Here is a 22,081-nt window from a genome sequence, read left to right as displayed (position 1 = left end):
TCACCAACTACAAAAATTAACCGCCAAAATCATCAAGCATGATGTTTTCATCTTCAACGCCGAGATCTTTCAGCATTTTGATCACTGCTGCGTTCATCATCGGTGGTCCACACATATAGAACTCGCAATCTTCCGGTGCGGGGTGATTTTTCAGATAATTTTCCAGCAAGACGTTATGAATAAAGCCGGTATAGCCAGTCCAATTATCTTCTGGTAGTGGATCAGAGAGTGCCACATTCCAGGTGAAATTCTCATTCTCTTCTTGCAGACGATTGAAGTCATCCTGATAGAACATTTCACGTAGCGAACGAGCACCATACCAGAAACTCATTTTACGCTTGGATTTCAGGCGTCTCAGCTGATCGAAAATATGCGAGCGCATCGGCGCCATACCGGCCCCACCACCAATAAACACCATTTCAGCATCGGTCTCTTTGGCATAGAATTCACCGAATGGCCCAGAAATCGTCACCTTATCCCCCGCTTTCAGCGACCAGATATAAGACGACATAATACCCGGAGGGGCATCTGGACTATTCGGCGGCGGCGGTGCAATACGCACGTTCAGCATAATGATGCCTTTCTCATCCGGGTAGTTTGCCATCGAATAGGCACGCACCGAATGCTCTTTGACCACCGAACGGAAGCGGAACAGATTGAATTTATCCCAATCTTCACGGTATTCCTGCGGCACATCAAAATCCGCATAATCCACTTCATGCGCTGGTGCTTCAATCTGGATATAGCCACCAGCACGGAAAGGCACATCCTCGCCATCAGGAATTTGCAGTTTCAACTCTTTGATAAAGGTTGCTTTGTTATCATTAGAGATAACTTCACATTCCCATTTCTTCACGCCGAAAATCTCTTCCGGCAATTCGATTTTCATGCTCTGCTTCACGTTGACCTGGCAGGCCAAACGGCAGCCCTCTTTGGCTTCACGCTTGCTGATATGGGAAAGTTCGGTCGGCAGAATATCACCGCCCCCCTCACTAATCACCACCCGGCACTGCCCACAGGAACCGCCGCCGCCACAAGCCGAGGAGATAAAAACCCCTTGGCTGGATAGCATATTGAGCAGCTTATCCCCTGCCGGAGCAGTAAAGCTTTTATCTTTATCACCATTCACTTCAATAGTGATATCACCGGTATTCACTAACTTGGATTTTGCAAACAGGATCAGTAACGCCAGCACCATAACGATGCCGGTAAACATCAACACGCCTAATATAATTTCCATAAATACTTCCTGCCTTTACAACTGAACGCCGGCAAATGACATGAATCCCAGTGCCATTAATCCAGTGGTAATAAAGGTAATGCCCAAACCACGCAGCCCGGCAGGCACATTCGAATACTTCATCTTTTCGCGGATCCCTGCCAGAGCAACAATCGCCAGCATCCAACCGATTCCAGAACCAATGCCATAAACCACCGACTCAGCAAAGTTATAATCGCGCTGTACCATAAATGACACACCACCGAAGATCGCACAGTTCACCGTAATCAATGGCAGGAAAATGCCCAAGGCGTTGTATAAGGCAGGGAAGAAACGATCAAGGATCATCTCCAGGATCTGAACCAGAGCGGCGATAACCCCAATGAAGACAATGAAATTGAGGAAACTCAAATCCACCCCTTCCACCAGCGCACCATCACGCAGGATCAGGTTAAAAACCAGATTATTGACGGGTACCGCAATACCCAGTACTACCGTTACGGCAATGCCTAAACCAAAGGAGGTGGAGACCTTTTTCGACACGGCAAGGAAAGTACACATGCCAAGGAAAAACGCCAATGCCATGTTCTCAACAAACACCGCACGAACAAGCAGACTAATATAATGTTCCATCGGCGGTTACTCCTTTTCTATCTGCGCTGGTCGCAAGGTACGAATACCCCAGATCAGCAGGCCGATGATAAAGAATGCACTGGGTGCCAGTAAGAACAAACCATTTGGCTGATACCAACCGCCATTTTGTATCGTCACAAATATCGGTATATCAAACAGGTTGCCCGAACCAATTAATTCACGCAAAAAGCCCACCAGAATGAGGATCACACCATAACCAAGCCCGTTACCGATCCCATCCATAAAGCTTTCTAATGGTGGAGATTTCATGGCATAGGCTTCAGCACGCCCCATGACAATACAGTTAGTAATAATCAAACCAACAAATACTGACAGTTGTTTAGATATCTCATAGGCATAAGTCCGCAAAAACTGATCAACCACAATCACCAACGAAGCAATGATGGTCATCTGCACAATGATCCGAACACTGTTAGGAATATGATTGCGTATCAGTGAGATAAACAAACTAGAAAATGAAGTCACGACTGTGAGCGCCAACGTCATCACCAAGGCAGTTTCCAACTTAGTGGTTACCGCAAGCGCTGAGCACACGCCAAGGATCTGCAAAGCAATGGGGTTATTATCTAACAGCGGTTCAAGTAAAACCCGCTTAATCTCTTTGGAATCAGCCATTTTTCAGCGCTCCCTCTCGAACTCTTTGCAGGAATGGGCCAAAACCGTGTTCACCCAACCAGAAATTAAACGTATTTTGCACAGCATTAGAGGTCAGAGTTGCACCAGAAAGGCCATCGACACCATGTATATCACCTGGGCGCGCCCCACCTTTAACAATGCGAATTGCTGGTGTTCCGTTCTCATCAAATAACTGCTTGCCTATCCATTGAGCTCGCCAAGTAGGGTTCTGTATCTCCCCACCTAACCCCGGCGTTTCCCCATGCCGGTAAAAACTCAAGCCTCTAACCGTATTGCCATCAGCATCCAATGCAACAAAGGCATACATCATCGCCCACACACCAGAGCCATTGACGGGTAATATAATATTACTCACTTTCCCAGCATCATCACGAACCAGATAGATCTCCACCTGGTTGCTACGGCGTCGAATACCTGCAATATCATCACTAGCAGGTAACTTGATGCTCTTGGTATCACTACGTAATGCGGCTACCAGATCAAATTTACTATTGTCCCCAGGTACAAATTCACCGCTATTCAGATCCAGCAAGCGTGTTTCAATATATTTAGCAAAGGTCTCTCTAACTTGTTTACTGGGCATACGCGGCGTCATAAGCCCCGCAACATCAAGAATGTTGCGCTGCTTATCCAGTAATACCTGCACTTGCTGTTGCTCTCGCAGACTCACTGCTGAGCCCGCTACTACTACTGAACACACCAGACAGAGTAAAAACACTACCAGTAGCGTTTTACGCATACTGTCATTTTTAGATTCATTCGCCACGGGCTTTTCTCCGCTTGATGTTGGCCTGCACCACCAGATAGTCAAACAGCGGTGCGAACAAGTTGGCGAACAGGATCGCCAGCATCATGCCTTCAGGATAGGCTGGGTTTACCACTCTAATCAGCACACACATCGTGCCAATCAAAATGCCGTACCACCATTTCCCCTTGTTAGTAAACGAGGCGGAAACCGGGTCAGTAGCCATAAAGATCATGCCGAACGCAAAGCCCCCTAGCACCAGGTGCCAATACCATTGCATGGCAAACATCGGGTTGGTGGCTGAACCGATAGCATTAAACAGTGAAGCGGTGGCAATCATACCAATCATTACGCCAGCCACGATGCGCCAGGAAGCAACGCGACCAAACAGAATAATCGCGCCACCAATCAGGATCATCAATGTAGAGACTTCACCAATCGAGCCAGGAATATTACCGATAAATGCGTCCATCCAACTGATGGATTGGCCGGTAATCTCATTGGTCAGGCTATGCATCCCCCCCACATTCCACTGTGCCAACGGTGTCGCGCCAGAGAAACCATCAGCCGACACCCACACCATGTCACCGGAAATCTGCGCCGGGTAAGCAAAGAAGAGAAAAGCACGCCCCGCCAATGCCGGGTTAAGGAAATTACGCCCGGTACCACCAAAAATTTCCTTGGCAATGACCACGCCAAAAGTGATACCTAACGCTGCCTGCCAGAGAGGTAGGGTTGGTGGGACAATCAAGGCAAACAGAATGGAAGTAACGAAGAACCCTTCGTTGATTTCATGTTTGCGTACCACCGCAAACACCACTTCCCAGAAACCGCCCACCAGAAAGACCACAGCATAGATCGGCACAAAATAGGTCGCTCCCAACACCATTTTGCTGAGCCACCCAGCGTCGGCATCCAGTGAAGCCCCCAGGGTTTGCGCCAACCAATAATGCCAGTCACCTGCCAACACCTGTTGTAGCTGTTCGCCGCTGTATAGGTGGTGCAATGCAGGAATTGCCTGCTGACCAACGTTATACATGCCCCAAAACATCGCGGGGAATACGGCTAACCACACCAGGATCATCATACGTTTGAGATCAATGGCATCACGCACATGCGAGGCTCCGCGTGTCACCGTTCCCGGGGTATAAAACACCGTAAACGTTGCTTCAAACAGCGGATACCACTTTTCCAGCTTGCCGCCTGGCGTGAAATGATGCTCTATCTTTTCAAAAAAATTCTTCAGGCCCATCGGTTAACCTTCCTGCTCAATCTTGGTCAGCACTTCACGCAGCACCGGGCCATATTCATACTTGCCTGGGCAGACGAAGGTACACAACGCCAGATCTTCTTCATCTAGCTCCAGACAACCCAGCGTTTGCGCACCGTCTGTATCACCCGCCAACAAGTCACGCAAAAGATGCGTTGGCAGAATATCCAGCGGCATAATTCGCTCGTAGTTACCAATCGGTACCATCGAACGTTCACCACCGTTCAGAGCGGTAGAGAAAGCAAACAGCTTGTTCTTCAGGAAATGACCCAATGTGGTGCGGGTAATGGAGAACTTATCCGGTGACGGCGTCACCCAGCCAAACAGCTCTTTTTCTCGCCCTTCTTGCAATACTGAAACCTGGGAATGAAAGCGCCCCAGAAAAGCATTAGGACCACAGGCTTGGGTGCCACTCAGCACGGAGCCAGAAATCACGCGGTTCTCCCCCGCTTTAAGGCGGCCGGCGGTCAGCTGTTCCAAGCTAGCCCCTAACCGGGTACGCAATAGAACCGGCTGTTCAACCTGTGGGCCGGCCAAGGCGACGACACGACGGGTATCCAGCTGCCCGGTAGTAAATAGCGTACCAATGGCAATAACATCCTGATAACCGATATGCCAGACCGTTTTTTGCAAACTCACCGGCTCAAGGAAATGGATATGTGTGCCAACCAACCCGGCAGGATGCGGCCCAGCAAATTCGCTGTAGGTGACTTGCGCTCCAGCAGCACTCTCCAACCGTGCGCCAGCCGCATGGCAAACATGCACTTTGCCATCTGTTAGCCGCGATAATACGGTTAGACCCGCATTAAACGCCGCTTGCTGCTCGGCAATAATCACCAACGGATCCGCCGCCAACGGCTGAGTGTCCATAGCACTGACGAAAATAGCGCGCGGTGACGTTCCTGGATGCGGAGTTTTACTAAATGGCCGGGTACGCAGTGCCGTCCACAAACCACTGGCAAGCAGGTCACTTTCCACCTGCTCACGCTCCAGCATCGGCAGATCAGCTTGCTGATAATAAGCCAGCTCTACCTGCTCATCGCCAGCATTCGTGGTGTCAATAACCACCGACTGCAATAGGCGGCGTTCACCACGGTTGATAGCCACAATTTGTCCGCTGGCAGGCGCAGTAAAAAGAACCCCAGGGTTCTTTTTATCTTCAAACAGCGCCTGACCTTTTATAACGCGATCACCTTCCTGGACGAGCATGGAGGGACGCATACCAACATAGTCTTGGCCGAGTACCGCCACTGTCGTGATCACCGGGCCATCTTGAATCACCTGAGAAGGTGCCCCGGCTATTGGCAGATCTAAACCCTTTCTGATTTTAATCATATGATTTACAAGATGTTTTAAATTTTAACATGATCACTCGCCCCAAAAAAGGCACAGATCATGCAGGATGATGAGGTTGCCTTGGCCCCCTCCGGATGTGTATGGCGATGCCATACCCAACATAAAACGTCCCTATCTATACCCGTCGCCAATAAAGCTGCAGCGGTGTTGGCCACGCTCTTTCACCCTAGTCACATAGTTATCTATGCTCCTAGGGCTTCACTCGCTTGCCGCCTACCTGCAACTTCATTGATCTTGGGTATATACCCGTCACCATTCAAGTTGCAGATTGGTGACCACCAGCCTGAATATACAAACCTGACATCACCAAAAAGTACTGAAGGCGCTAACTCTTTGAACCACTAGCAGTACGCATACTCAACGGGCAATTGAGACTTTTAGTCTAACATTTTTGGCAACATTTTTCCGTACTATCTAGTGACCTGAGTCAAGCAAATGCAATTAATTCTCTGTACCGTCCTTACACTAATCGTTAAAATCTGTCAGTCAATTCACTTTTTCCGATATTAGTGGGTTTTCTATACACATTTTGTATTGCTAAAATTATACCCACTGCTAATCTGAATATGGTCTAATAGAACACTCGTCAGTAGCACGTTGGTAGAATGGGTAGAGCCAACACATAAATATAAGTAGGAATAATTAATGAGCAAAATCGCGCTGTTGTTTGCGATGCTATTTTGCATGCCGATAATCACCGCCTGTAGCGCTAGTGAACAGGCACCACCGCAAGAACCGGTTGTGAAACAGAAAACTCTCGGTTCACCGGTCTATATTCAGATATTCAAAGAAGAACGCAGGTTGGAATTATATACACAAGTCGGCAATGAGTTCCGCCTGATGAATAGTTTCCCTATCTGTAATTTTTCTGGTGGCCTGGGTCCCAAACGCCGTGAAGGTGACCTTAAAAGCCCAGAAGGCTTCTATAACATCACTGCGCGTAATCTAAAGCCTAACAGCAAATTTTATCGAGCCATTAATATTGGCTTCCCAAATGATTATGATAAAGCGCAGGGATATTCCGGTGCCTATCTGATGATCCATGGTGAATGTAAGTCTATTGGTTGCTATGCAATGACCAATACTTATATGGATGAGATTTATCGTTATGTCGATGCCGCGTTTGCTTATGGGCAGGGCCAGGTAAATATCAATATTTACCCGTTCCGCATGACTGAAGAAAACCTGCAGCGCCATCGTTCATCCGATCATATCGCTTTCTGGCGCCAGTTGAAGCCCGGCTATGACTATTTTGTCAAACACCACCGACCACCCGCAGTCAATGTGTCAAACGGCCAATATGCTTTAGTTCAGCCGATAACTGGCAACGCACAGCCGACGCAATATGCATCAACCACCAACACCGACCCTACCACTCAGGGCAATCCGTTCACCGTAATAAAATAAAGCAAATTCCCCTGGCACAATTTTGTGCCAGGTTTCATTGGTCGTCAGCGGTTGGGTGGCGATAATAGTAACGACATCATTCGGTGTCGTCTGCTGTTGAAAATCAATCTCCACATCCTGATCAAGCAATGTCGCTTTACCAAAGGGGGCACGACGCGTAATCCAATAAAGGTGAGTTGAGCAGTAAGCCATAACAAAGCGCCCATCCGACAGCAACATATTGAACACGCCTTTTTGCCGCAATTGCTCTGCCAGCGATGCAATATAGCGGAACGCCGCAGGCCAGTTATTGGGAGTGCGTGGATATTTTAACGACAGTTGGTGTAGCAACCAGCAAAAGGCATGTTCGCTGTCAGTCTGGCCTACCGGGCGGAAATAGCCCGTTGCCAATTGGCGATAGCCTTTCAGTTGACCGTTGTGAGCGTAAGTCCAATTACGACCCCAGAGTTCACGAGTAAACGGGTGAGTATTTTCCAGTGCCACTTCGCCACGATTCGCCTGCCGAATATGGGAAACGACTGCACAAGATTTGATCGGGTATTCCTGCACCAAGTGAGCAATCGGTGAATTGCAACTGGGTTGTGGATCCTTGAAAGTGCGGCAACCATTGCCTTCATAGAAGGTAATGCCCCAACCATCCTTATGTGGGCCAGTGCGGCCACCACGCTGTACCAACCCGGTAAAACTAAAACAGATATCAGTAGGTACATTCGCACTCATCCCGAGCAGTTCACACATTTAATCGCTACCCTTAACTTCAATAACACTTTCTATCAGGAAACCCGACCCCAACGCTCTGTAAGTGATGGGGGCACATTTCCTCGAACGGTTAAGCCTTCACCATCTCTTTTTCGATCAACAGCATCAAAATATGGATAGCTTTGATATGAATTTCCTGGATACGGTCAGCATAGCCAAAGTGTGGCACACGAATTTCCACATCGGCACTCCCCGCCATTTTGCCCCCCTCTTTGCCGGTCAGGGTGATCACTTTCATCCCTTTAGCACGAGCGGCCTCAATGGCTTTGATAACGTTGGCGGAGTTACCTGAAGTCGAGATCCCCAACAACACATCACCTTCGCGACCAACCGCTTCCACATAACGCGAAAACACGTAGTCGTAGCCAAAGTCGTTGCTGACACAGGACAGGTGGCTCACGTCAGAGATCGCAATCGCCGGATAGCCCGGGCGGTTTTCTCGATAACGACCGGTCAACTCTTCGGCAAAATGCATCGCATCACAATGAGAGCCGCCGTTACCGCAAGAGATCACCTTACCACCCGCTTTAAAAGCATCCGCCAGCATGATTGCCGCCTGCTGAATGCTGGCAATATTGGCATCATCACTCACGAATTTTGCCAAAGTATCAGCTGCTTCATTCAGTTCACTACGAATTAAATCGTGATACATCGAGGTAGCCTCTTGTTGTGCTGTTTTAGAATCTATCCCATCAAGTCTTTGACCAATACCAACGACACCTGGCGGGATAGGGTCTTATCATTCATTTGTCATTTTGCAGTGTAACGGATTGCAGAAAATCCGAGAAGTCCTGTGCAATAAACTATTCACAAGTTCAGCCCCTTTGGGGTACCCCACAAAATCATGACTTAAGACATAATTAATGATTAATGCAAATTGCCATGCAGCGGGTATCTCTATCGGTACTGAACGATATAATCATTTTTAACGGTTAATGCGCTTAGATTGTGACTCTAATTGTAGTTGAAGTGTAAATAGATTGATAAAAACAGCGGGTTGTACTACAAACAATATATCACCAACAGGTCAGACCACATGCCACTTCGGAGCTTCTTATGATGTTTGCTAGCATCGTTATTTTACTCGCACTCATTGGTGTCGTTTTTTACCGCCAAGTCAACCTGGTGCTCAGTAGTGTCATTCTACTGGCTTATACCGCCTTGATGGGGGCTACCGGCTTGTGGAGCTACTGGATGCTGCTGCCACTGGCACTTATTTTGCTGCCATTAAACATCACCTTGCTACGCCGCCCGTTGTTTTCCGCACCTGTGTTACAGGCCTTTCGTAAAGTCATGCCCCCGATGTCCACCACCGAAAAAGAGGCGATTAATGCCGGAACCACTTGGTGGGAAGGGGAACTGTTTCGCGGAAAACCCGACTGGAAAAAACTGCACCACTATCCGCAACCCAAGTTGACCGAAGAAGAACAAGCTTTTATCGATGGGCCAGTAGAAGAAGCTTGCCGCATGGCCAATGACTTCCAAATCACTCACGAACTCGCGGATCTCCCCCCTGAGTTGTGGGCTTATCTGAAGCAACATCGATTCTTCGCCATGATCATCAAAAAAGAGTATGGCGGCCTGGATTTTTCGGCTTATGCACAAGCACTTGTGCTACAAAAGCTGGCGGGGGTTTCTGGTATTTTGGCGATCACCGTCGGCGTGCCTAATTCCCTCGGCCCCGGTGAATTACTGCAACATTACGGTACGGAAGAACAAAAAAATCACTACTTACCCGACTTGGCCCGTGGCGATGAAATCCCTTGTTTTGCGCTCACCAGCCCAGAGGCAGGTTCTGATGCCGGCGCTATTCCAGATATCGGCACCGTCTGCATGGGAGAGTGGCAAGGCCAGCAGATTCTTGGTATGCGACTCACCTGGAACAAGCGATACATTACGCTGGCACCGATTGCCACCGTATTAGGGTTGGCTTTCAAACTCTATGATCCAGAGCATTTGTTGAGTGATAACGAATCCCCAGGTATTACCTGTGCCCTGATCCCGACTAACACCCCTGGGGTAGAGATTGGTAACCGCCATTTCCCACTCAACGTGCCGTTCCAGAATGGTCCAACGCGTGGGCAAGAGGTATTCGTTCCTATCGATTACATTATTGGTGGCCCGAAAATGGCCGGCCAGGGCTGGCGTATGCTGGTTGAATGTTTATCTGTTGGCCGAGGGATCACTTTACCCTCCAATTCTACTGGCAGCCTGAAATCCATCGCCTTGGCAACCGGCGCTTATGCACATATCCGCCGCCAATTCAAAATCTCCATTGGCAAGATGGAAGGTATTGAAGAGCCATTGGCCCGCATTGCCGGTAATACTTATGTGATGGACGCTGCAGCCTCGCTGATCACCTACGCCTTGGTGCAAGGTGAGAAACCCGCGGTGCTGTCGGCAATTGTAAAATATCACTGTACCCATAGAGGTCAACGCGCCATCATCGATGCCATGGATATTACTGCTGGCAAAGGGATTATGCTGGGCAGCGCTAATTTTCTGGCTCGTGCCTATCAGGGGGCCCCTATCGCCATTACGGTGGAAGGCGCCAATATCCTGACCCGTACCATGATGATCTTCGGCCAGGGAGCGATTCGCTGCCATCCTTATGTATTAAGCGAAATGGCAGCGGCGCAGAATAATGATCTTGTTGCCTTCGATAAGGCGCTATTTGGTCACCTCGGTCATGTAGGTAGCAACACAATACGCAGCCTGTGGCTTGGGCTGACCAATGGGCGCAGCAGTTTTACCCCGACAAAGGATGCCACCCGCCGTTACTATCAACAGCTCAACCGTCTGAGTGCCAATCTTGCCTTGCTGTCGGATGTTTCTATGGGGGTGTTGGGCGGTAGCCTGAAGCGTCGTGAGCGTATATCTGCCCGTTTGGGTGACGTACTCAGTCAAATGTATCTGGCTTCTGCCACATTAAAACGTTTTGAGGATGAAGGGCGTCAGCAAGAGGACTTACCATTGGTTCATTGGGGCGTGCAAGATTGCCTTTATCAAGCAGAACAAGCCTTGGATGATTTGTTGCGCAATTTCCCACAGCGCTTTATCGCCGGGACGATGCGTCTGCTGGTATTCCCCTTTGGGCGCGTACATGCGGCACCTTCAGACAAACTTGACCATCAACTGGCGCAAATCCTCCAGCAACCTTCGGCGACCCGCAGCCGTTTAGGGCGTGGGCAATATTTGGCAGCCACTGAGCATAATCCAGCCGGTCTGCTAGAAGCGGCACTGGTGGATGTGATGGCCGCTGAACCCATCCACCAACGTTTGAGCCAACAGGCGGGTGAAAGCCTTCCCTTCACCCGTTTAGATTACCTGGCACAACAGGCCTTGAAGGAAGGGAAAATCAGCGCCGATGAAGCTGAAATCCTGGTGAAAGCAGAACAGAGCCGCCTACGTTCAATTAACGTTGATGACTTTCCACCTGATGCGTTAGCCAGTCAAAAATTGGCGAAGAAAGAAAAGCATCACCCGCAAACTGAGTGGGTGTGATTTTTCAACTCAATTGTTCTAAAAGGGCGATTCCTATCGCCCTTTGCTTTTCAACCCGTTGAACCGGTCCACTAACCGTTTTACCTGATAGATATTAACTTCACACGAGAAAGTTTTCCCGCCGTAGTTGACTCTGTTTCCTGTATTTCTGGGGGGACATGCCGACATACTTCTGGAATGTGCTGTAGAAACGACTCATTGAACCAAACCCCGCTGTTAGTGCGATATCCAGGATAGTGTTATCGGTATCACTTAACAATGCTCTGACATGGTTGATACGCATTGCGGTGATGTACTGTTTCATGGTCAATTGCATTACGTGCTGGAAAATCCCCATCGCATAATTGGAGTTAAGTTTCACGTGTTCAGCGACATGGTTAATGGTTAAAGTCCGATCGTAATTGGAGGCAATAAATCCCAGCATTTGGCTCACGTAAAACTGCGCATGTCTGGAAATGCCATTGTTATGGGTTCGCGATGTTTTACTGGTTAGAATCGACTGCCAGCCGGAAAGGCTAAAACGCTTGAGCATCAACCCTATCTCATCAACCGCCAACTGCCGAATTTGCTCATCGTCACTGATGAGATCCGTCTGCCAACGTTGCACTTCAAACGCACTGACCTGATTCGATGTAATCGATTCCAATACCATGCCGTGAGTCACATGGTTGATCAATTCTCTGTCCAGCGGCCACGATAAAAATAGATGCATCGGTAAATTCAGGATAGCCATGTTCTGGCAAATGCCAGAGTGAGTTAACTGGTGAGGGATACATGCCCAAAATAACGCAATGTGCCCTTGTTTAATCTTCACGACTTTGTCGTTAATCAGATACTCGACATCACCATCAAAAGGGACATTAACCTCGACCTGACCGTGCCAGTGGCTGGATGGCATGGCTTGTGGGGCACGTAATTCAATATTCATCCGTTGGTAATCGGAGTAGAGCGACAAAGGGCTGCGTGTCTTAGGGTCCGTACTGCTACACATATCAGGATCGGGGACTAAAACCGCTACCGCTGTATCATCCATAACATTGCACCTCCAGTTCCGAATTATCAGAATAATGGCACAACAGGGGAAACACGGGTGAGATCAACGCCACATCCCAAGCCAGATAATCATTTTAACTTCCTCGTATTCTCTGCTTTCCTGTTCTTTTTATCCCATAAACTCAGATTCAGAAGATTAACACACCGGATCTGAGTTTATGGGAATGCTCAGTCAATAACATGGAAGCGCTACCATTCACAACCATGTCACCATGGCTGCACTTCAACAGGCTACTGGAGAAATGTATGTCGATCCCAAAAATCACTTTTATTGGTGCTGGCTCCACCATTTTTGTTAAAAACATTCTGGGTGATGTGTTTCATCGCCAAGCGTTTAAGTCTGCTCATATCGCACTGATGGATATTGACGAAACACGCCTGGAAGAGTCGCACATTGTGGTGCGCAAATTGATGGATTCAGCAGGTGCCCATGGGCATATCACGTGCCATACCGACCAGAAAGCAGCACTGAACGCTGCGGATTTTGTGGTTGTCGCATTTCAGATTGGCGGTTATGAACCTTGTACTGTCACGGATTTTGAAGTGTGTAAACGCCACGGTCTGGAGCAAACCATCGCTGATACTCTGGGCCCTGGCGGTATCATGCGTGCACTGCGTACCATTCCCCATCTGTGGCAGATTTGTGCCGATATGACGCAAGTGTGCCCAAACGCCACCATGCTCAATTATGTTAATCCGATGGCGATGAATACCTGGGCGATGTTTGCCCGTTATCCACACATTAAACAGGTTGGGTTGTGTCACTCAGTTCAGGGGACGGCGGAAGAGCTGGCTCGAGACCTGAATATTGATGTTAACCAGTTAAGGTACCGTTGTGCTGGCATTAACCATATGGCCTTCTACCTCGAATTAGAGAAAAAAGATGCCAATGGGGACTATCACAGTATCTACCCCGACTTACTGGAAGCCTATGCCACGGGGCAGGCACCCAAAGAAAATATCCATGGTAACCCGCGCTGTCGAAACATTGTACGTTATGAAATGTTCAAAAAACTGGGCTATTTTGTGACTGAATCCTCTGAACATTTTGCCGAATACACCCCGTGGTTTATCAAACCTGGACGTCAGGATCTGATTGAACGTTATCAGGTTCCGTTAGACGAATATCCCAAACGTTGTGTAGAGCAATTGGCGAACTGGCAAAAAGAATTAGAGGAATACAAAGCAGCGGATCGTATTGAAATCAAGCAATCCAATGAATACGCCAGCAGCATCATGAATGCCTTATGGACCGGTGAGCCTGATGTTATCTATGGCAACGTGCGTAACGATGGTTTGATAGATAACCTGCCACAGGGATGCTGTGTCGAGGTGGCCTGCCTGGTTGATGCCAATGGGATCCGCCCGACCAAAGTGGGTAAGTTACCCTCACATCTTGCTGCTCTGATGCAGACCAACATTAACGTTCAAACATTACTGACCGAAGCCATTCTGACTGAAAACAAAGAGTATGTTTATTACGCAGCAATGATGGATCCGCACACCGCTGCCGTACTCGGTATTGAAGAGATTTATGCGCTGGTTGATGAACTGATCGCCGCACACGGTGACTGGTTACCCACCTGGTTGCACTGATGCCCTATTGCGATTGCCGGGCGCAACCGTGCTCGACCCTATCACTACAATAACAGGGGGGTGGCTGGCAACAGTGACCCTGTATACTATGAGTGTTTCAATAGCCACAAAGCTCAGCTATGGTTTTGGCGCTTTCGGTAAAGACTTCGCCATCGGTATTGTTTACATGTATCTGATGTACTACTACACCGATGTGGTCGGATTGTCGGTGAGTGTCGTCGGTGCACTGTTCCTGGTTGCTCGTATCTGGGATGCCCTCAACGACCCGATTATGGGCTGGATTGTCAGCAATACCCGCACCCGCTGGGGCAAATTCAAACCCTGGATCCTCATCGGTACCATCGCTAACTCTATTGTGCTTTTTTTGCTGTTCAGTGCCCATCATTTTACCGGCCAAGCACAACTGTTATTTGTTGTCGTCACCTATATTCTCTGGGGTATGACCTATACCTTGATGGATATCCCTTTCTGGTCATTGGTACCGACGATTACGCTGGATAAACGCGAACGTGAAAAGTTGGTGCCTTACCCACGTTTTTTCGCCAGTCTGGCTGGTTTTGTGACTGCTGGCGTGACACTGCCTTTTGTCAATTATGTCGGCGGTGCTGATCGTGGATATGGTTTTCAGATGTTTACGCTGGTACTGATCGCTTTCTTCGTCCTATCAACCATTGTTACCCTGCGTAACGTCAAAGAAGTGTATTCATCTGATAATTTAGCCACAGAGTTAAGCCGTATCAGCCTGAGATCGATGATCGGGTTAATCTACAAAAACGATCAACTCTCCTGTCTGCTGGCTATGGCGTTATCTTATAATATTGCTTCCAACGTCATTACCGGCTTTGCTATTTACTATTTTACCTACGTGATTGGTGATGCCGCTCTGTTCCCTTATTACATGTCTTACGCCGGTGCCGCTAACCTGGTCACCTTGATCCTGTTTCCTCGTTTGGTCAAAACACTTTCACGCCGAACTCTGTGGGCAGGGGCCTCTATCATGCCTATTCTCGCTGGCGGCGTGCTATTAGGCCTGGCTGCTGTAGGCAGTCATAACCTGTTATTGATCTCACTGGCAGGGGTATTATTCAATATCGGTGTTGGATTATTTTGGGTATTGCAGGTGATTATGGTCGCGGATACCGTCGATTACGGGGAATACAAGCTCAACGTGCGCTGCGAGAGTATTGCCTATTCAGTGCAAACTCTGGTGGTAAAGGCTGGTTCTGCTTTATCTGCCTTCTTTATCGGGGTGGTTCTCAGCGTGGTAGGCTATGTTCCCAATACCACTCAAACCCCTGAGACCATTATTGGGATGCAACTAATTATGATTGCGCTTCCTGCACTGTTCTTCTGCATAACACTGTTTATTTACTTCCGTTTTTACAAACTCAATGGGGATTTCCAACACAAAATCCAGACCCATCTGCAGGATAAATATCACCCATCACCCGAGGAACAAAGAGAAGAGACAAAACATATCCTGCAGCCCGAGGCTTAAATAGCGGAGTGGCATAGTCACACTGGAAAGCTCAGACAGCCTGAGGTTAATGAACTTGCTGGCATACCCGCCGATCTTTTCGCAGCAGTTCACCAAAAGTAATGTGGTAAAAGAAAATGCAATCTGACCTCGCCGTCAACGCCATTGACGGCGATCCTCGACAGTGGATGGTTGCTTCTCTTACCGCAACAAACTCTGAAGTTTTCGGCTAGTCCAAATGGTTCTTGGCATTTTTACAGGGTAAAGAAGTAACTGGCAACGCTTGATGAAGGGGCTTGCTCAATACCATAAATCTTCACCATAAGAAATGGAAGATCTAATGGCTCATTGCTTGGGGGGTGATTTGGCGGAACGGACGGGACTCGAACCCGCGACCCCCTGCGTGACAGGCAGGTATTCTAACCAACTGAACTACCGCTCCGCATTTCATTCCCCTATACCGTGGGGAATGAGCGAATATTACGGTCCGCGCTCGACTCCGTCAATATTTTTTCCTATAGAAAGAGTCGGTTGAACAGTTTTTCAACGATACGCGGCCAAGGTGATATTTCTCTCACTGAAAAAACAACTATTCAGCTTTTGTCCGCCACAGACAACTGCCCCCCTTCTTGGCCACCAAGTCCAGACGTGCCTCATGGTCTGCAATTTCTTCAGCGCTGGCATAAATGACTTTCATTGCCGTCGTCGGACGTGTTACACGTTGGATGTCCTGTGCGGTCTCTATCTGCTGGCTATCCCCCTCCATCTGAAATGCCATCGAGGTCTGACCGCCCGTCATTGCCAGATAGACTTCCGCCAGGATCTCGGCATCGAGCAATGCCCCGTGTAGCATTCGTTTACTGTTATCTATCTCATAACGACTGCATAAGGCATCAAGGTTGTTACGTTTGCCGGGAAACAGGCGGCGTGCCATCAACAAGCTATCAGTGATAGTACAGAATGTTTCCGTTTTCGGCATATCTCGCTGTAACATGCGGAATTCGTGATCCATAAAGCCGATATCGAACGACGCATTATGGATAACCAACTCACCGCCACGAATAAAATCGACAAACTCTTCAGCGATCTGATCAAAAGTCGGTTTGTCGGCCAAAAACTCATCACTGATGCCATGAACCATATAAGCTTCAGGATCCACTAACCGGTCTGGTTTCACGTAAACATGGTAGTGGCGGCCGGTCAGGCGGCGGTTAATCACTTCAACAGCACCAATCTCAATGATACGGTGGCCTTCGTAGTGAACCCCTAGTTTGTTCATACCGGTGGTTTCGGTATCAAGAACGATTTGTCTGGTTGATGGTGTAGAGATCATATTGCAGTGCTCATAGCGCTCGTTTATGTCAGACTGTGCTTTTATAAAACTAATAGGAAGAGTCTACCAGAGATGCTCAAACAGGTAGAAATTTTCACCGACGGTTCCTGTCTCGGTAACCCGGGCCCCGGAGGTTATGGTGCAATCTTGCGTTATAAACAACATGAAAAAATGTTCAGTGCCGGTTATCACCTGACGACCAATAATCGTATGGAGTTGATGGCAGCCATTGTGGCGCTAGAAGCGCTCACTTCCCCTTGCGAAGTGGTTTTAAGCACTGATAGCCAATATGTACGCCAAGGGATCACTGGCTGGATCCATAACTGGAAAAAACGTGGTTGGAAAACCAGTGATAAAAAACCGGTAAAAAATATCGATCTCTGGCAACGTTTAGACTTGGCAATTACTCGTCATACCATTCACTGGCAATGGGTCAAAGGGCATGCCGGGCATCCGGAAAACGAACGTTGCGACCAACTGGCGCGTGATGCAGCCGGTAACCCGACTCAAGATGATACGGGTTATCAGCCCGACACTTAAGGCAACTTACGATAACTCTTGGTCGCGCCCACTGCGCGACTAAGAGAGGGGTTCCTGACCCCCATTTTCAGCAGCGTTGGGGTTAATGGCCGCGTCCTCTTGCGTGCCACAATGAGGCTGATGCAACCCAAGGCAGGTAAATGTGTACTCAAAAAAGTCCCGCCTTTACGCTGCCAAGGTACGACATGAAAGCGCATCTGCTCCAACACTTCGTAATTCAATAAACTAAGCCAATCCAGCAAACGCATTTGGGTAAACATGCGGCTGACATAAGGCTGGCGCTGACGTACTCCCGGGATCAACTTGCCCATACCCAGTACACTGAAGGGGTTAAAACTACTTATCAGCAGCCAACCGTCATCAATCAACACGCGGTCAACCTCACGTAACAGGCGGTGTGGATCATCAGCATAGGAAAGAGTATGAGCCAACAAACAGGCATCTACTGCCTTCGTGGCAAAGGGTAACTGGTATGGATCTGCCAGCACATGCAGGTTATTGCCTGACAACCCCACATTAACCTGATGCGAGATAACACACTTTTCGGTATCTAACTCGGTACTAAGGTTACCAATTTTCAACAAATGAAAACCAAACAGTTTTGACCACCAGGGTTGCAACTGCTGCTCTAGAGCCTCACGATAGTATTCCCCCCATGGTAGCGCTGCCCAGGTCTGTGGGCTGGTGAGCTTTTGTAGAGTATGGGCTGGTTTCATGCTTTATTATCTTCCTTCAGCCGTTGCCAACGAGAGGTCTCAATGAATCTTATCAGCATTCCTGCTTTTCAGGACAATTACATTTGGTTATTGTGCGACTCAGAAAGACATTGCGTTATCGTCGATCCTGGTGAGGCTAATCCGGTTCTTGAGGCGCTCTCCGACCTGAACCTAACCCCAGATGCAATATTATTGACCCATCACCATCGCGATCATGTCGCCGGCGTGCCAGATATTATCTCACGCTATCCCGGTTTGGCTGTCTATGGTCCACATGAAACCGCCAACAAAGGGGCTAATCATCTGCTCAGTGCGGGGGATATTCTCAATATTGGTGGGCGCCAATTTACTGTGATCGAGGTTCCTGGACACACCTTGGAACACATTGCTTTCTACAGCTCCCCTTACCTATTCTGTGGGGATACTATTTTCTCTGCCGGTTGCGGACGGCTTTTTGAAGGGACGGCCGAGCAAATGTATGTTTCATTTCAACGACTCGCGCAACTCCCTGATGAAACCTTAATTTGTTGCGCACACGAATATACACTCTCAAATCTTAAGTTTGCCAGGAAGATTTTGCCACGAGATGATCAAATTAGAACATATCAGGAGCAAGTTGAGATATTACGGGTAAAAGGAGAACCCAGCGTGCCCACAACGTTGCAATTAGAACGTAAAATAAATCTATTCTTACGTTGCCATGATACTGATTTACAAAAAGAAATAGGCTTTGATTCGCCCCCGACACATCTTCATGAAGTTTTTTCCGAATTACGCCTGCGCAAGGATGCCTTCTAACCTTTTAGTTGCGTTTTTTAGTAAAATAACGTATCATTGTTCGTCTTTTGAGCAACTAAATTGACATACATATGAAGACTAAAGCGATAATTCTCGCCTCAGTCTTGCTAGTGGGTTGCCAGTCATCCAAGCAGGATACGCTGGCCCCAAAACAGCATGCACAGAGTCTGTCTTCGGCAGGTCAAGAAAGTGAAGCAGGAAAGTACACAGCAAGCTCAGCGCAGTGGCTAGGTAGCAATAGCGCCGCGCAACAGGACCTGTGGAACTTCATTAGCGACGAGCTGAAGATGGAGGTTCCGGAAAATTCCCGGATCCGTGAACAAAAGAGTAAATATTTAAAACATAAGAGCTATCTCCACGATGTAACATTACGGGCAGAGCCGTACATGTACTTGATAGTCGAGCAGATTAAGAAACGTAATATGCCGATGGAACTGGTACTGCTACCCATAGTGGAGAGCGCTTTTGACCCTCACGCCACGTCGCATGCCAATGCTGCGGGGTTATGGCAGATTGTGCCTAAAACGGGTCGCCACTATGGTTTGAAAAACAATCAGTGGTATGACGAACGTCGTGATGTTGTAGCCTCAACAACCGCTGCGCTTGATATGCTGGAACGGCTGAACCGCCTGTTTGACGGGGACTGGTTACTGACCATTGCCGCTTACAACAGTGGTGAAGGTCGTGTAATGCAAGCCGTTAAGGCGAACAAACGCCAAGGTAAGCCCACTGATTTCTGGTCATTGTCGCTTCCACGTGAAACGTTAATCTATGTGCCGAAAATGCTGGCACTCAGCGAGATCATCAAGCACAACCAAAAGTACGGTGTCAAATTACCAAAACCTGACGAAACCCGTGCATTGGCGCGTATTGATGTCGGGCAACAAATTCAGCTCACTCAGGCAGCTGAGATGGCCGGGCTTTCGCTCACCAAGATGAAAGCTTACAATCCTGGCTACAAAAAAGGTGTCACCGCACCTAATGGACCTCATTACATTATGGTCCCCCAAAAGAATGCGGCTCAGTTGAAAGATTCGCTATCTGATGGACAGGTAACTGCGATATCGCCAAGTCGTCAGTCGACGAATAACGCTGGTTTGTCAGGCAGTGATGTGTATAAGGTTCGCCCAGGTGATACATTAGCGGCTATCGCCAAACGTCTGTATGTGCAAACCCGTGATTTACAGACTTGGAACAACTTGACGGACAAGAGCTCGCTAAAAGTTGGACAAACATTGAAGGTCGCCAACAATAGCAGCAGTATCACCTATCAAGTCCGTAAAGGTGACTCCCTTGACAGTATAGCGCGTCGTCATGGTGTTGATATTAGTGACGTAAAGCGTTGGAACTCAGCGCTCAGCAAAAATAACAGTCTGCAGCCAGGGCTTAAGTTGACCTTGTTTGTAAACAATAATAGCTCACCAGAGACTTAAATTTTCAGTCCCCCAAAAAAAGCATCTTTCGAGATGCTTTTTTTATTTCTATTGGGTTACCACTGTGACTTGTGCAACTCGGGACGGAACTCTACCAGTAACGGATTGTGATCTGAGGCTTGTGTCACCAACACCGAGGCGTCAGCCACCCGCAGATTACGGTAGAAGATAAAGTCCAGGGGGCGGCCAAATGCCTTACTCCGATGATCGTGGGTAAAACTCACCTCACGCAATGCCATATCCCCAGCAAACTGATATAAGGCATTAATACGCTTACGACTCCAAGCATTGAAGTCCCCAGCCAGAATCACCGGGCCTTGATGATAAGCAATCTGTTCCCCTAGTGAGGCTAACTGCTTAGTGTAAACTTCAACACCAAGACTAAAGTTCACAGCATGAATATTCACCACCATCAGTAATTGATCATTATAAAGTGGATAAACCGTGATCAATGCCGACTTAGCCAGACGCAATAGTGGCTCACGTTCGCGCAATGGACAGCAATAGACGGGGTGTGCTGCGGCCAGTGTCATCACACCAGAAGGATGTTGCGGTAACACGAAGGCAGGGACCTGATCAGTCGCCAGATAATTAGAGGTGGCAAAATTAACCAGTTCCGGCGTTGTCTGTGCCTCTTGTAGTAATACCAGTTGCGCTTCTTTACCAAAACCCTTCAGTACCGAAAGCCAATCTGACCGCTGTTGCTTGAAGATATTCCATACCATCACGCGTAATACATCCGTCGCTGGCAATGCAGCACCAAGTGGTAACGGCTGATTAATGGCACCAGGGAAAATTCGCTCGGCTGGCTGCCCTGCAACATACCTCATTGCATAGGTTCTTTTCGGCACGTTATTCGCCTATTTTCCATTCGGGTTAAACTGATAGCGGCATTACTATCCACGATATACCCGCCGCCGTTGAAGCTACAAGAGGTCTTGATGACTCTCGCTTACCTCAGCCATTATTGACCAGGATTCTGACTCCTCATGCCGTTGTAACCGACCCAGAGTTCGAATGCGCTTGGGTATAGGTACAGTATACGCCTATACCTGCTACCAGTACTGACTTTTAGGGATTATCCCGCTCTTTGTTATTAGGAAAAGACAGGCTGGTTGCAATGAATAAAGCATATTGGCTCAAACAATTGATGATGTGAAAATCAGCCCCCTATCACTAAAGTGATCAAGGAACAGTGAATTCAGCAAACCATATTGTCAAAATTTCAATCTAAATGGACGAAGATAGCGGTAAAATCCCGGTATATCGGTGATGGTAACATGCACAAGAACACCTGATGAATGGGATTATGCTACTGAAAATAGGTCGTGAGATCATCTCACTGCATCGAAAAATCGCTCACTAGTACAGGCTAATAAGCGTCGGTAATACTGAAGGAACAACAAGTTAAGGCAGTGAGTAATTTGAATATGAAAAGCCCTGAGTCAGAGACTCAGGGCTTATCAATTAAGTGGCGGAACGGACGGGGCTCGAACCCGCGACCCCCTGCGTGACAGGCAGGTATTCTAACCAACTGAACTACCGCTCCACCGATTCTTTCACGTTGCATCGCTTATCGCTTGAT

19 protein-coding genes and 2 tRNA genes are annotated in these 22,081 nt (G+C 48.2%); 7 read left to right on the top strand and 14 right to left on the bottom strand.

Going from position 1 to position 22,081, the window contains the following annotated elements; translation table 11 throughout:
• Positions 1-16 precede the first annotated feature (16 nt).
• Genes nqrF through AC2A06_RS00080 form a run of 6 tightly spaced genes read right to left on the bottom strand, consistent with a single transcriptional unit; the run spans position 17 to position 5,859 of the window.
• Complete coding sequence (nqrF, locus tag AC2A06_RS00105) at positions 17-1,240, bottom strand: NADH:ubiquinone reductase (Na(+)-transporting) subunit F (RefSeq protein ID WP_484378961.1); 1,224 nt, start codon at positions 1,238-1,240, stop codon at positions 17-19.
• A gap of 15 nt (positions 1,241-1,255) precedes the next feature.
• On the bottom strand, positions 1,256-1,852 hold the full coding sequence (gene nqrE, locus AC2A06_RS00100; RefSeq protein ID WP_023490783.1) for an NADH:ubiquinone reductase (Na(+)-transporting) subunit E: 597 nt from the start codon (positions 1,850-1,852) through the stop codon (positions 1,256-1,258).
• Between the two features lie 6 nt (positions 1,853-1,858).
• A complete protein-coding gene (locus tag AC2A06_RS00095; RefSeq protein ID WP_473195937.1) occupies positions 1,859-2,488 on the bottom strand; it encodes an NADH:ubiquinone reductase (Na(+)-transporting) subunit D in 630 nt (209 codons plus the stop codon).
• A complete protein-coding gene (locus AC2A06_RS00090; protein WP_484378960.1) occupies positions 2,481-3,275 on the bottom strand; it encodes a Na(+)-translocating NADH-quinone reductase subunit C in 795 nt (264 codons plus the stop codon). Before AC2A06_RS00090 ends, AC2A06_RS00095 begins: the two co-directional genes overlap by 8 nt.
• The gene (locus AC2A06_RS00085; RefSeq protein WP_473195939.1) at positions 3,265-4,506 is read right to left on the bottom strand and encodes an NADH:ubiquinone reductase (Na(+)-transporting) subunit B; all 1,242 of its coding nucleotides are present in this window, start codon (positions 4,504-4,506) and stop codon (positions 3,265-3,267) included. Before AC2A06_RS00085 ends, AC2A06_RS00090 begins: the two co-directional genes overlap by 11 nt.
• Positions 4,507-4,509: 3 nt before the next feature.
• Positions 4,510-5,859 carry a Na(+)-translocating NADH-quinone reductase subunit A gene (locus AC2A06_RS00080; RefSeq protein WP_484378959.1) on the bottom strand — a complete coding sequence of 450 codons (1,350 nt, stop codon included), beginning with the start codon at positions 5,857-5,859 and terminating at the stop codon, positions 4,510-4,512.
• Between the two features lie 666 nt (positions 5,860-6,525).
• Between AC2A06_RS00080 and dpaA the strand changes: the two genes are divergently transcribed.
• Entirely contained in the window at positions 6,526-7,287 is a 762-nt protein-coding gene (gene dpaA / locus AC2A06_RS00075) for a peptidoglycan meso-diaminopimelic acid protein amidase (protein WP_023491520.1), read from the top strand.
• Here the strand turns inward: dpaA and AC2A06_RS00070 are convergent.
• The gene (locus AC2A06_RS00070; RefSeq protein ID WP_484378958.1) at positions 7,231-8,025 is read right to left on the bottom strand and encodes a class II glutamine amidotransferase; all 795 of its coding nucleotides are present in this window, start codon (positions 8,023-8,025) and stop codon (positions 7,231-7,233) included. The genes dpaA and AC2A06_RS00070 overlap by 57 nt on opposite strands.
• A 91-nt stretch (positions 8,026-8,116) precedes the next feature.
• Positions 8,117-8,698: a D-sedoheptulose 7-phosphate isomerase gene (gene lpcA / locus AC2A06_RS00065; protein WP_023491523.1), complete on the bottom strand. Its 582-nt coding sequence runs from the start codon at positions 8,696-8,698 to the stop codon at positions 8,117-8,119.
• A 404-nt stretch (positions 8,699-9,102) separates the two neighbouring features.
• On the opposite strand from lpcA, the gene fadE reads away from it, so the two are divergent.
• Positions 9,103-11,550: an acyl-CoA dehydrogenase FadE gene (fadE, locus tag AC2A06_RS00060; protein WP_484378957.1), complete on the top strand. Its 2,448-nt coding sequence runs from the start codon at positions 9,103-9,105 to the stop codon at positions 11,548-11,550.
• Positions 11,551-11,650: 100 nt separating this feature from the next.
• On the opposite strand, the gene melR is transcribed toward fadE, so the two are convergent.
• A complete protein-coding gene (gene melR, locus AC2A06_RS00055) occupies positions 11,651-12,583 on the bottom strand; it encodes a transcriptional regulator MelR (RefSeq protein WP_023491527.1) in 933 nt (310 codons plus the stop codon).
• A gap of 266 nt (positions 12,584-12,849) precedes the next feature.
• Between melR and melA the strand changes: the two genes are divergently transcribed.
• Positions 12,850-14,199, top strand: a complete 1,350-nt coding sequence (gene melA, locus AC2A06_RS00050) for an alpha-galactosidase (RefSeq protein WP_484378956.1) — start codon at positions 12,850-12,852, stop codon at positions 14,197-14,199.
• Between the two features lie 88 nt (positions 14,200-14,287).
• Complete coding sequence (gene melB / locus AC2A06_RS00045; RefSeq protein WP_473195945.1) at positions 14,288-15,697, top strand: melibiose:sodium transporter MelB; 1,410 nt, start codon at positions 14,288-14,290, stop codon at positions 15,695-15,697.
• Positions 15,698-16,041: 344 nt separating this feature from the next.
• On the opposite strand, the gene AC2A06_RS00040 is transcribed toward melB, so the two are convergent.
• Positions 16,042-16,118: transfer RNA gene (locus AC2A06_RS00040), tRNA-Asp, on the bottom strand.
• Between the two features lie 147 nt (positions 16,119-16,265).
• Positions 16,266-17,009, bottom strand: a complete 744-nt coding sequence (gene dnaQ / locus AC2A06_RS00035; RefSeq protein WP_484378955.1) for a DNA polymerase III subunit epsilon — start codon at positions 17,007-17,009, stop codon at positions 16,266-16,268.
• A gap of 72 nt (positions 17,010-17,081) precedes the next feature.
• Between dnaQ and rnhA the strand changes: the two genes are divergently transcribed.
• Positions 17,082-17,549 carry a ribonuclease HI gene (gene rnhA, locus AC2A06_RS00030; RefSeq protein WP_023491262.1) on the top strand — a complete coding sequence of 156 codons (468 nt, stop codon included), beginning with the start codon at positions 17,082-17,084 and terminating at the stop codon, positions 17,547-17,549.
• Here the strand turns inward: rnhA and AC2A06_RS00025 are convergent.
• The gene (locus AC2A06_RS00025; RefSeq protein WP_023491261.1) at positions 17,546-18,265 is read right to left on the bottom strand and encodes a class I SAM-dependent methyltransferase; all 720 of its coding nucleotides are present in this window, start codon (positions 18,263-18,265) and stop codon (positions 17,546-17,548) included. The genes rnhA and AC2A06_RS00025 overlap by 4 nt on opposite strands.
• 42 nt (positions 18,266-18,307) lie before the next feature.
• Here AC2A06_RS00025 and gloB point away from each other — a divergent pair, with 42 nt between their 5' ends.
• Positions 18,308-19,063, top strand: coding sequence for a hydroxyacylglutathione hydrolase (gloB, locus tag AC2A06_RS00020; protein ID WP_484378954.1), 756 nt, complete (start codon positions 18,308-18,310; stop codon positions 19,061-19,063).
• Positions 19,064-19,134: 71 nt separating this feature from the next.
• Complete coding sequence (mltD, locus tag AC2A06_RS00015; protein ID WP_484378953.1) at positions 19,135-20,496, top strand: murein transglycosylase D; 1,362 nt, start codon at positions 19,135-19,137, stop codon at positions 20,494-20,496.
• Between the two features lie 56 nt (positions 20,497-20,552).
• On the opposite strand, the gene AC2A06_RS00010 is transcribed toward mltD, so the two are convergent.
• Positions 20,553-21,347 (bottom strand): endonuclease/exonuclease/phosphatase family protein, encoded by a 795-nt coding sequence (locus AC2A06_RS00010; RefSeq protein ID WP_484378952.1) that lies wholly within the window; start codon positions 21,345-21,347, stop codon positions 20,553-20,555.
• A 621-nt stretch (positions 21,348-21,968) separates the two neighbouring features.
• Positions 21,969-22,045, bottom strand: a tRNA-Asp gene (locus tag AC2A06_RS00005).
• Positions 22,046-22,081: the final 36 nt, after the last annotated feature.

It is taken from the genome of Serratia sp. HNCC26DJ244 (assembly GCF_057180565.1).
The sequence above is the reverse complement of the archived record's forward strand: the minus strand, read 5'-3'. Positions and strand labels throughout refer to the sequence as shown.

Excerpts from the sequence above, each read along its gene's own strand:
- melA (WP_484378956.1), top strand. The coding sequence starts at position 12,850 with ATGTCGATCCCAAAAATCACTTTTATTGGTGCTGGCTCCACCATTTTT.
- lpcA (WP_023491523.1), bottom strand. The coding sequence starts at position 8,698 with ATGTATCACGATTTAATTCGTAGTGAACTGAATGAAGCAGCTGATACT.
- gloB (WP_484378954.1), top strand. The coding sequence starts at position 18,308 with ATGAATCTTATCAGCATTCCTGCTTTTCAGGACAATTACATTTGGTTA.
- nqrE (WP_023490783.1), bottom strand. The coding sequence starts at position 1,852 with ATGGAACATTATATTAGTCTGCTTGTTCGTGCGGTGTTTGTTGAGAAC.
- AC2A06_RS00095 (WP_473195937.1), bottom strand. The coding sequence starts at position 2,488 with ATGGCTGATTCCAAAGAGATTAAGCGGGTTTTACTTGAACCGCTGTTA.
- dpaA (WP_023491520.1), top strand. The coding sequence starts at position 6,526 with ATGAGCAAAATCGCGCTGTTGTTTGCGATGCTATTTTGCATGCCGATA.
- AC2A06_RS00085 (WP_473195939.1), bottom strand. The coding sequence starts at position 4,506 with ATGGGCCTGAAGAATTTTTTTGAAAAGATAGAGCATCATTTCACGCCA.
- mltD (WP_484378953.1), top strand. The coding sequence starts at position 19,135 with ATGAAGACTAAAGCGATAATTCTCGCCTCAGTCTTGCTAGTGGGTTGC.
- AC2A06_RS00025 (WP_023491261.1), bottom strand. The coding sequence starts at position 18,265 with ATGAAACCAGCCCATACTCTACAAAAGCTCACCAGCCCACAGACCTGG.
- dnaQ (WP_484378955.1), bottom strand. The coding sequence starts at position 17,009 with ATGATCTCTACACCATCAACCAGACAAATCGTTCTTGATACCGAAACC.
- melB (WP_473195945.1), top strand. The coding sequence starts at position 14,288 with ATGAGTGTTTCAATAGCCACAAAGCTCAGCTATGGTTTTGGCGCTTTC.
- melR (WP_023491527.1), bottom strand. The coding sequence starts at position 12,583 with ATGGATGATACAGCGGTAGCGGTTTTAGTCCCCGATCCTGATATGTGT.
- AC2A06_RS00070 (WP_484378958.1), bottom strand. The coding sequence starts at position 8,025 with ATGTGTGAACTGCTCGGGATGAGTGCGAATGTACCTACTGATATCTGT.
- nqrF (WP_484378961.1), bottom strand. The coding sequence starts at position 1,240 with ATGGAAATTATATTAGGCGTGTTGATGTTTACCGGCATCGTTATGGTG.
- fadE (WP_484378957.1), top strand. The coding sequence starts at position 9,103 with ATGATGTTTGCTAGCATCGTTATTTTACTCGCACTCATTGGTGTCGTT.
- rnhA (WP_023491262.1), top strand. The coding sequence starts at position 17,082 with ATGCTCAAACAGGTAGAAATTTTCACCGACGGTTCCTGTCTCGGTAAC.
- AC2A06_RS00080 (WP_484378959.1), bottom strand. The coding sequence starts at position 5,859 with ATGATTAAAATCAGAAAGGGTTTAGATCTGCCAATAGCCGGGGCACCT.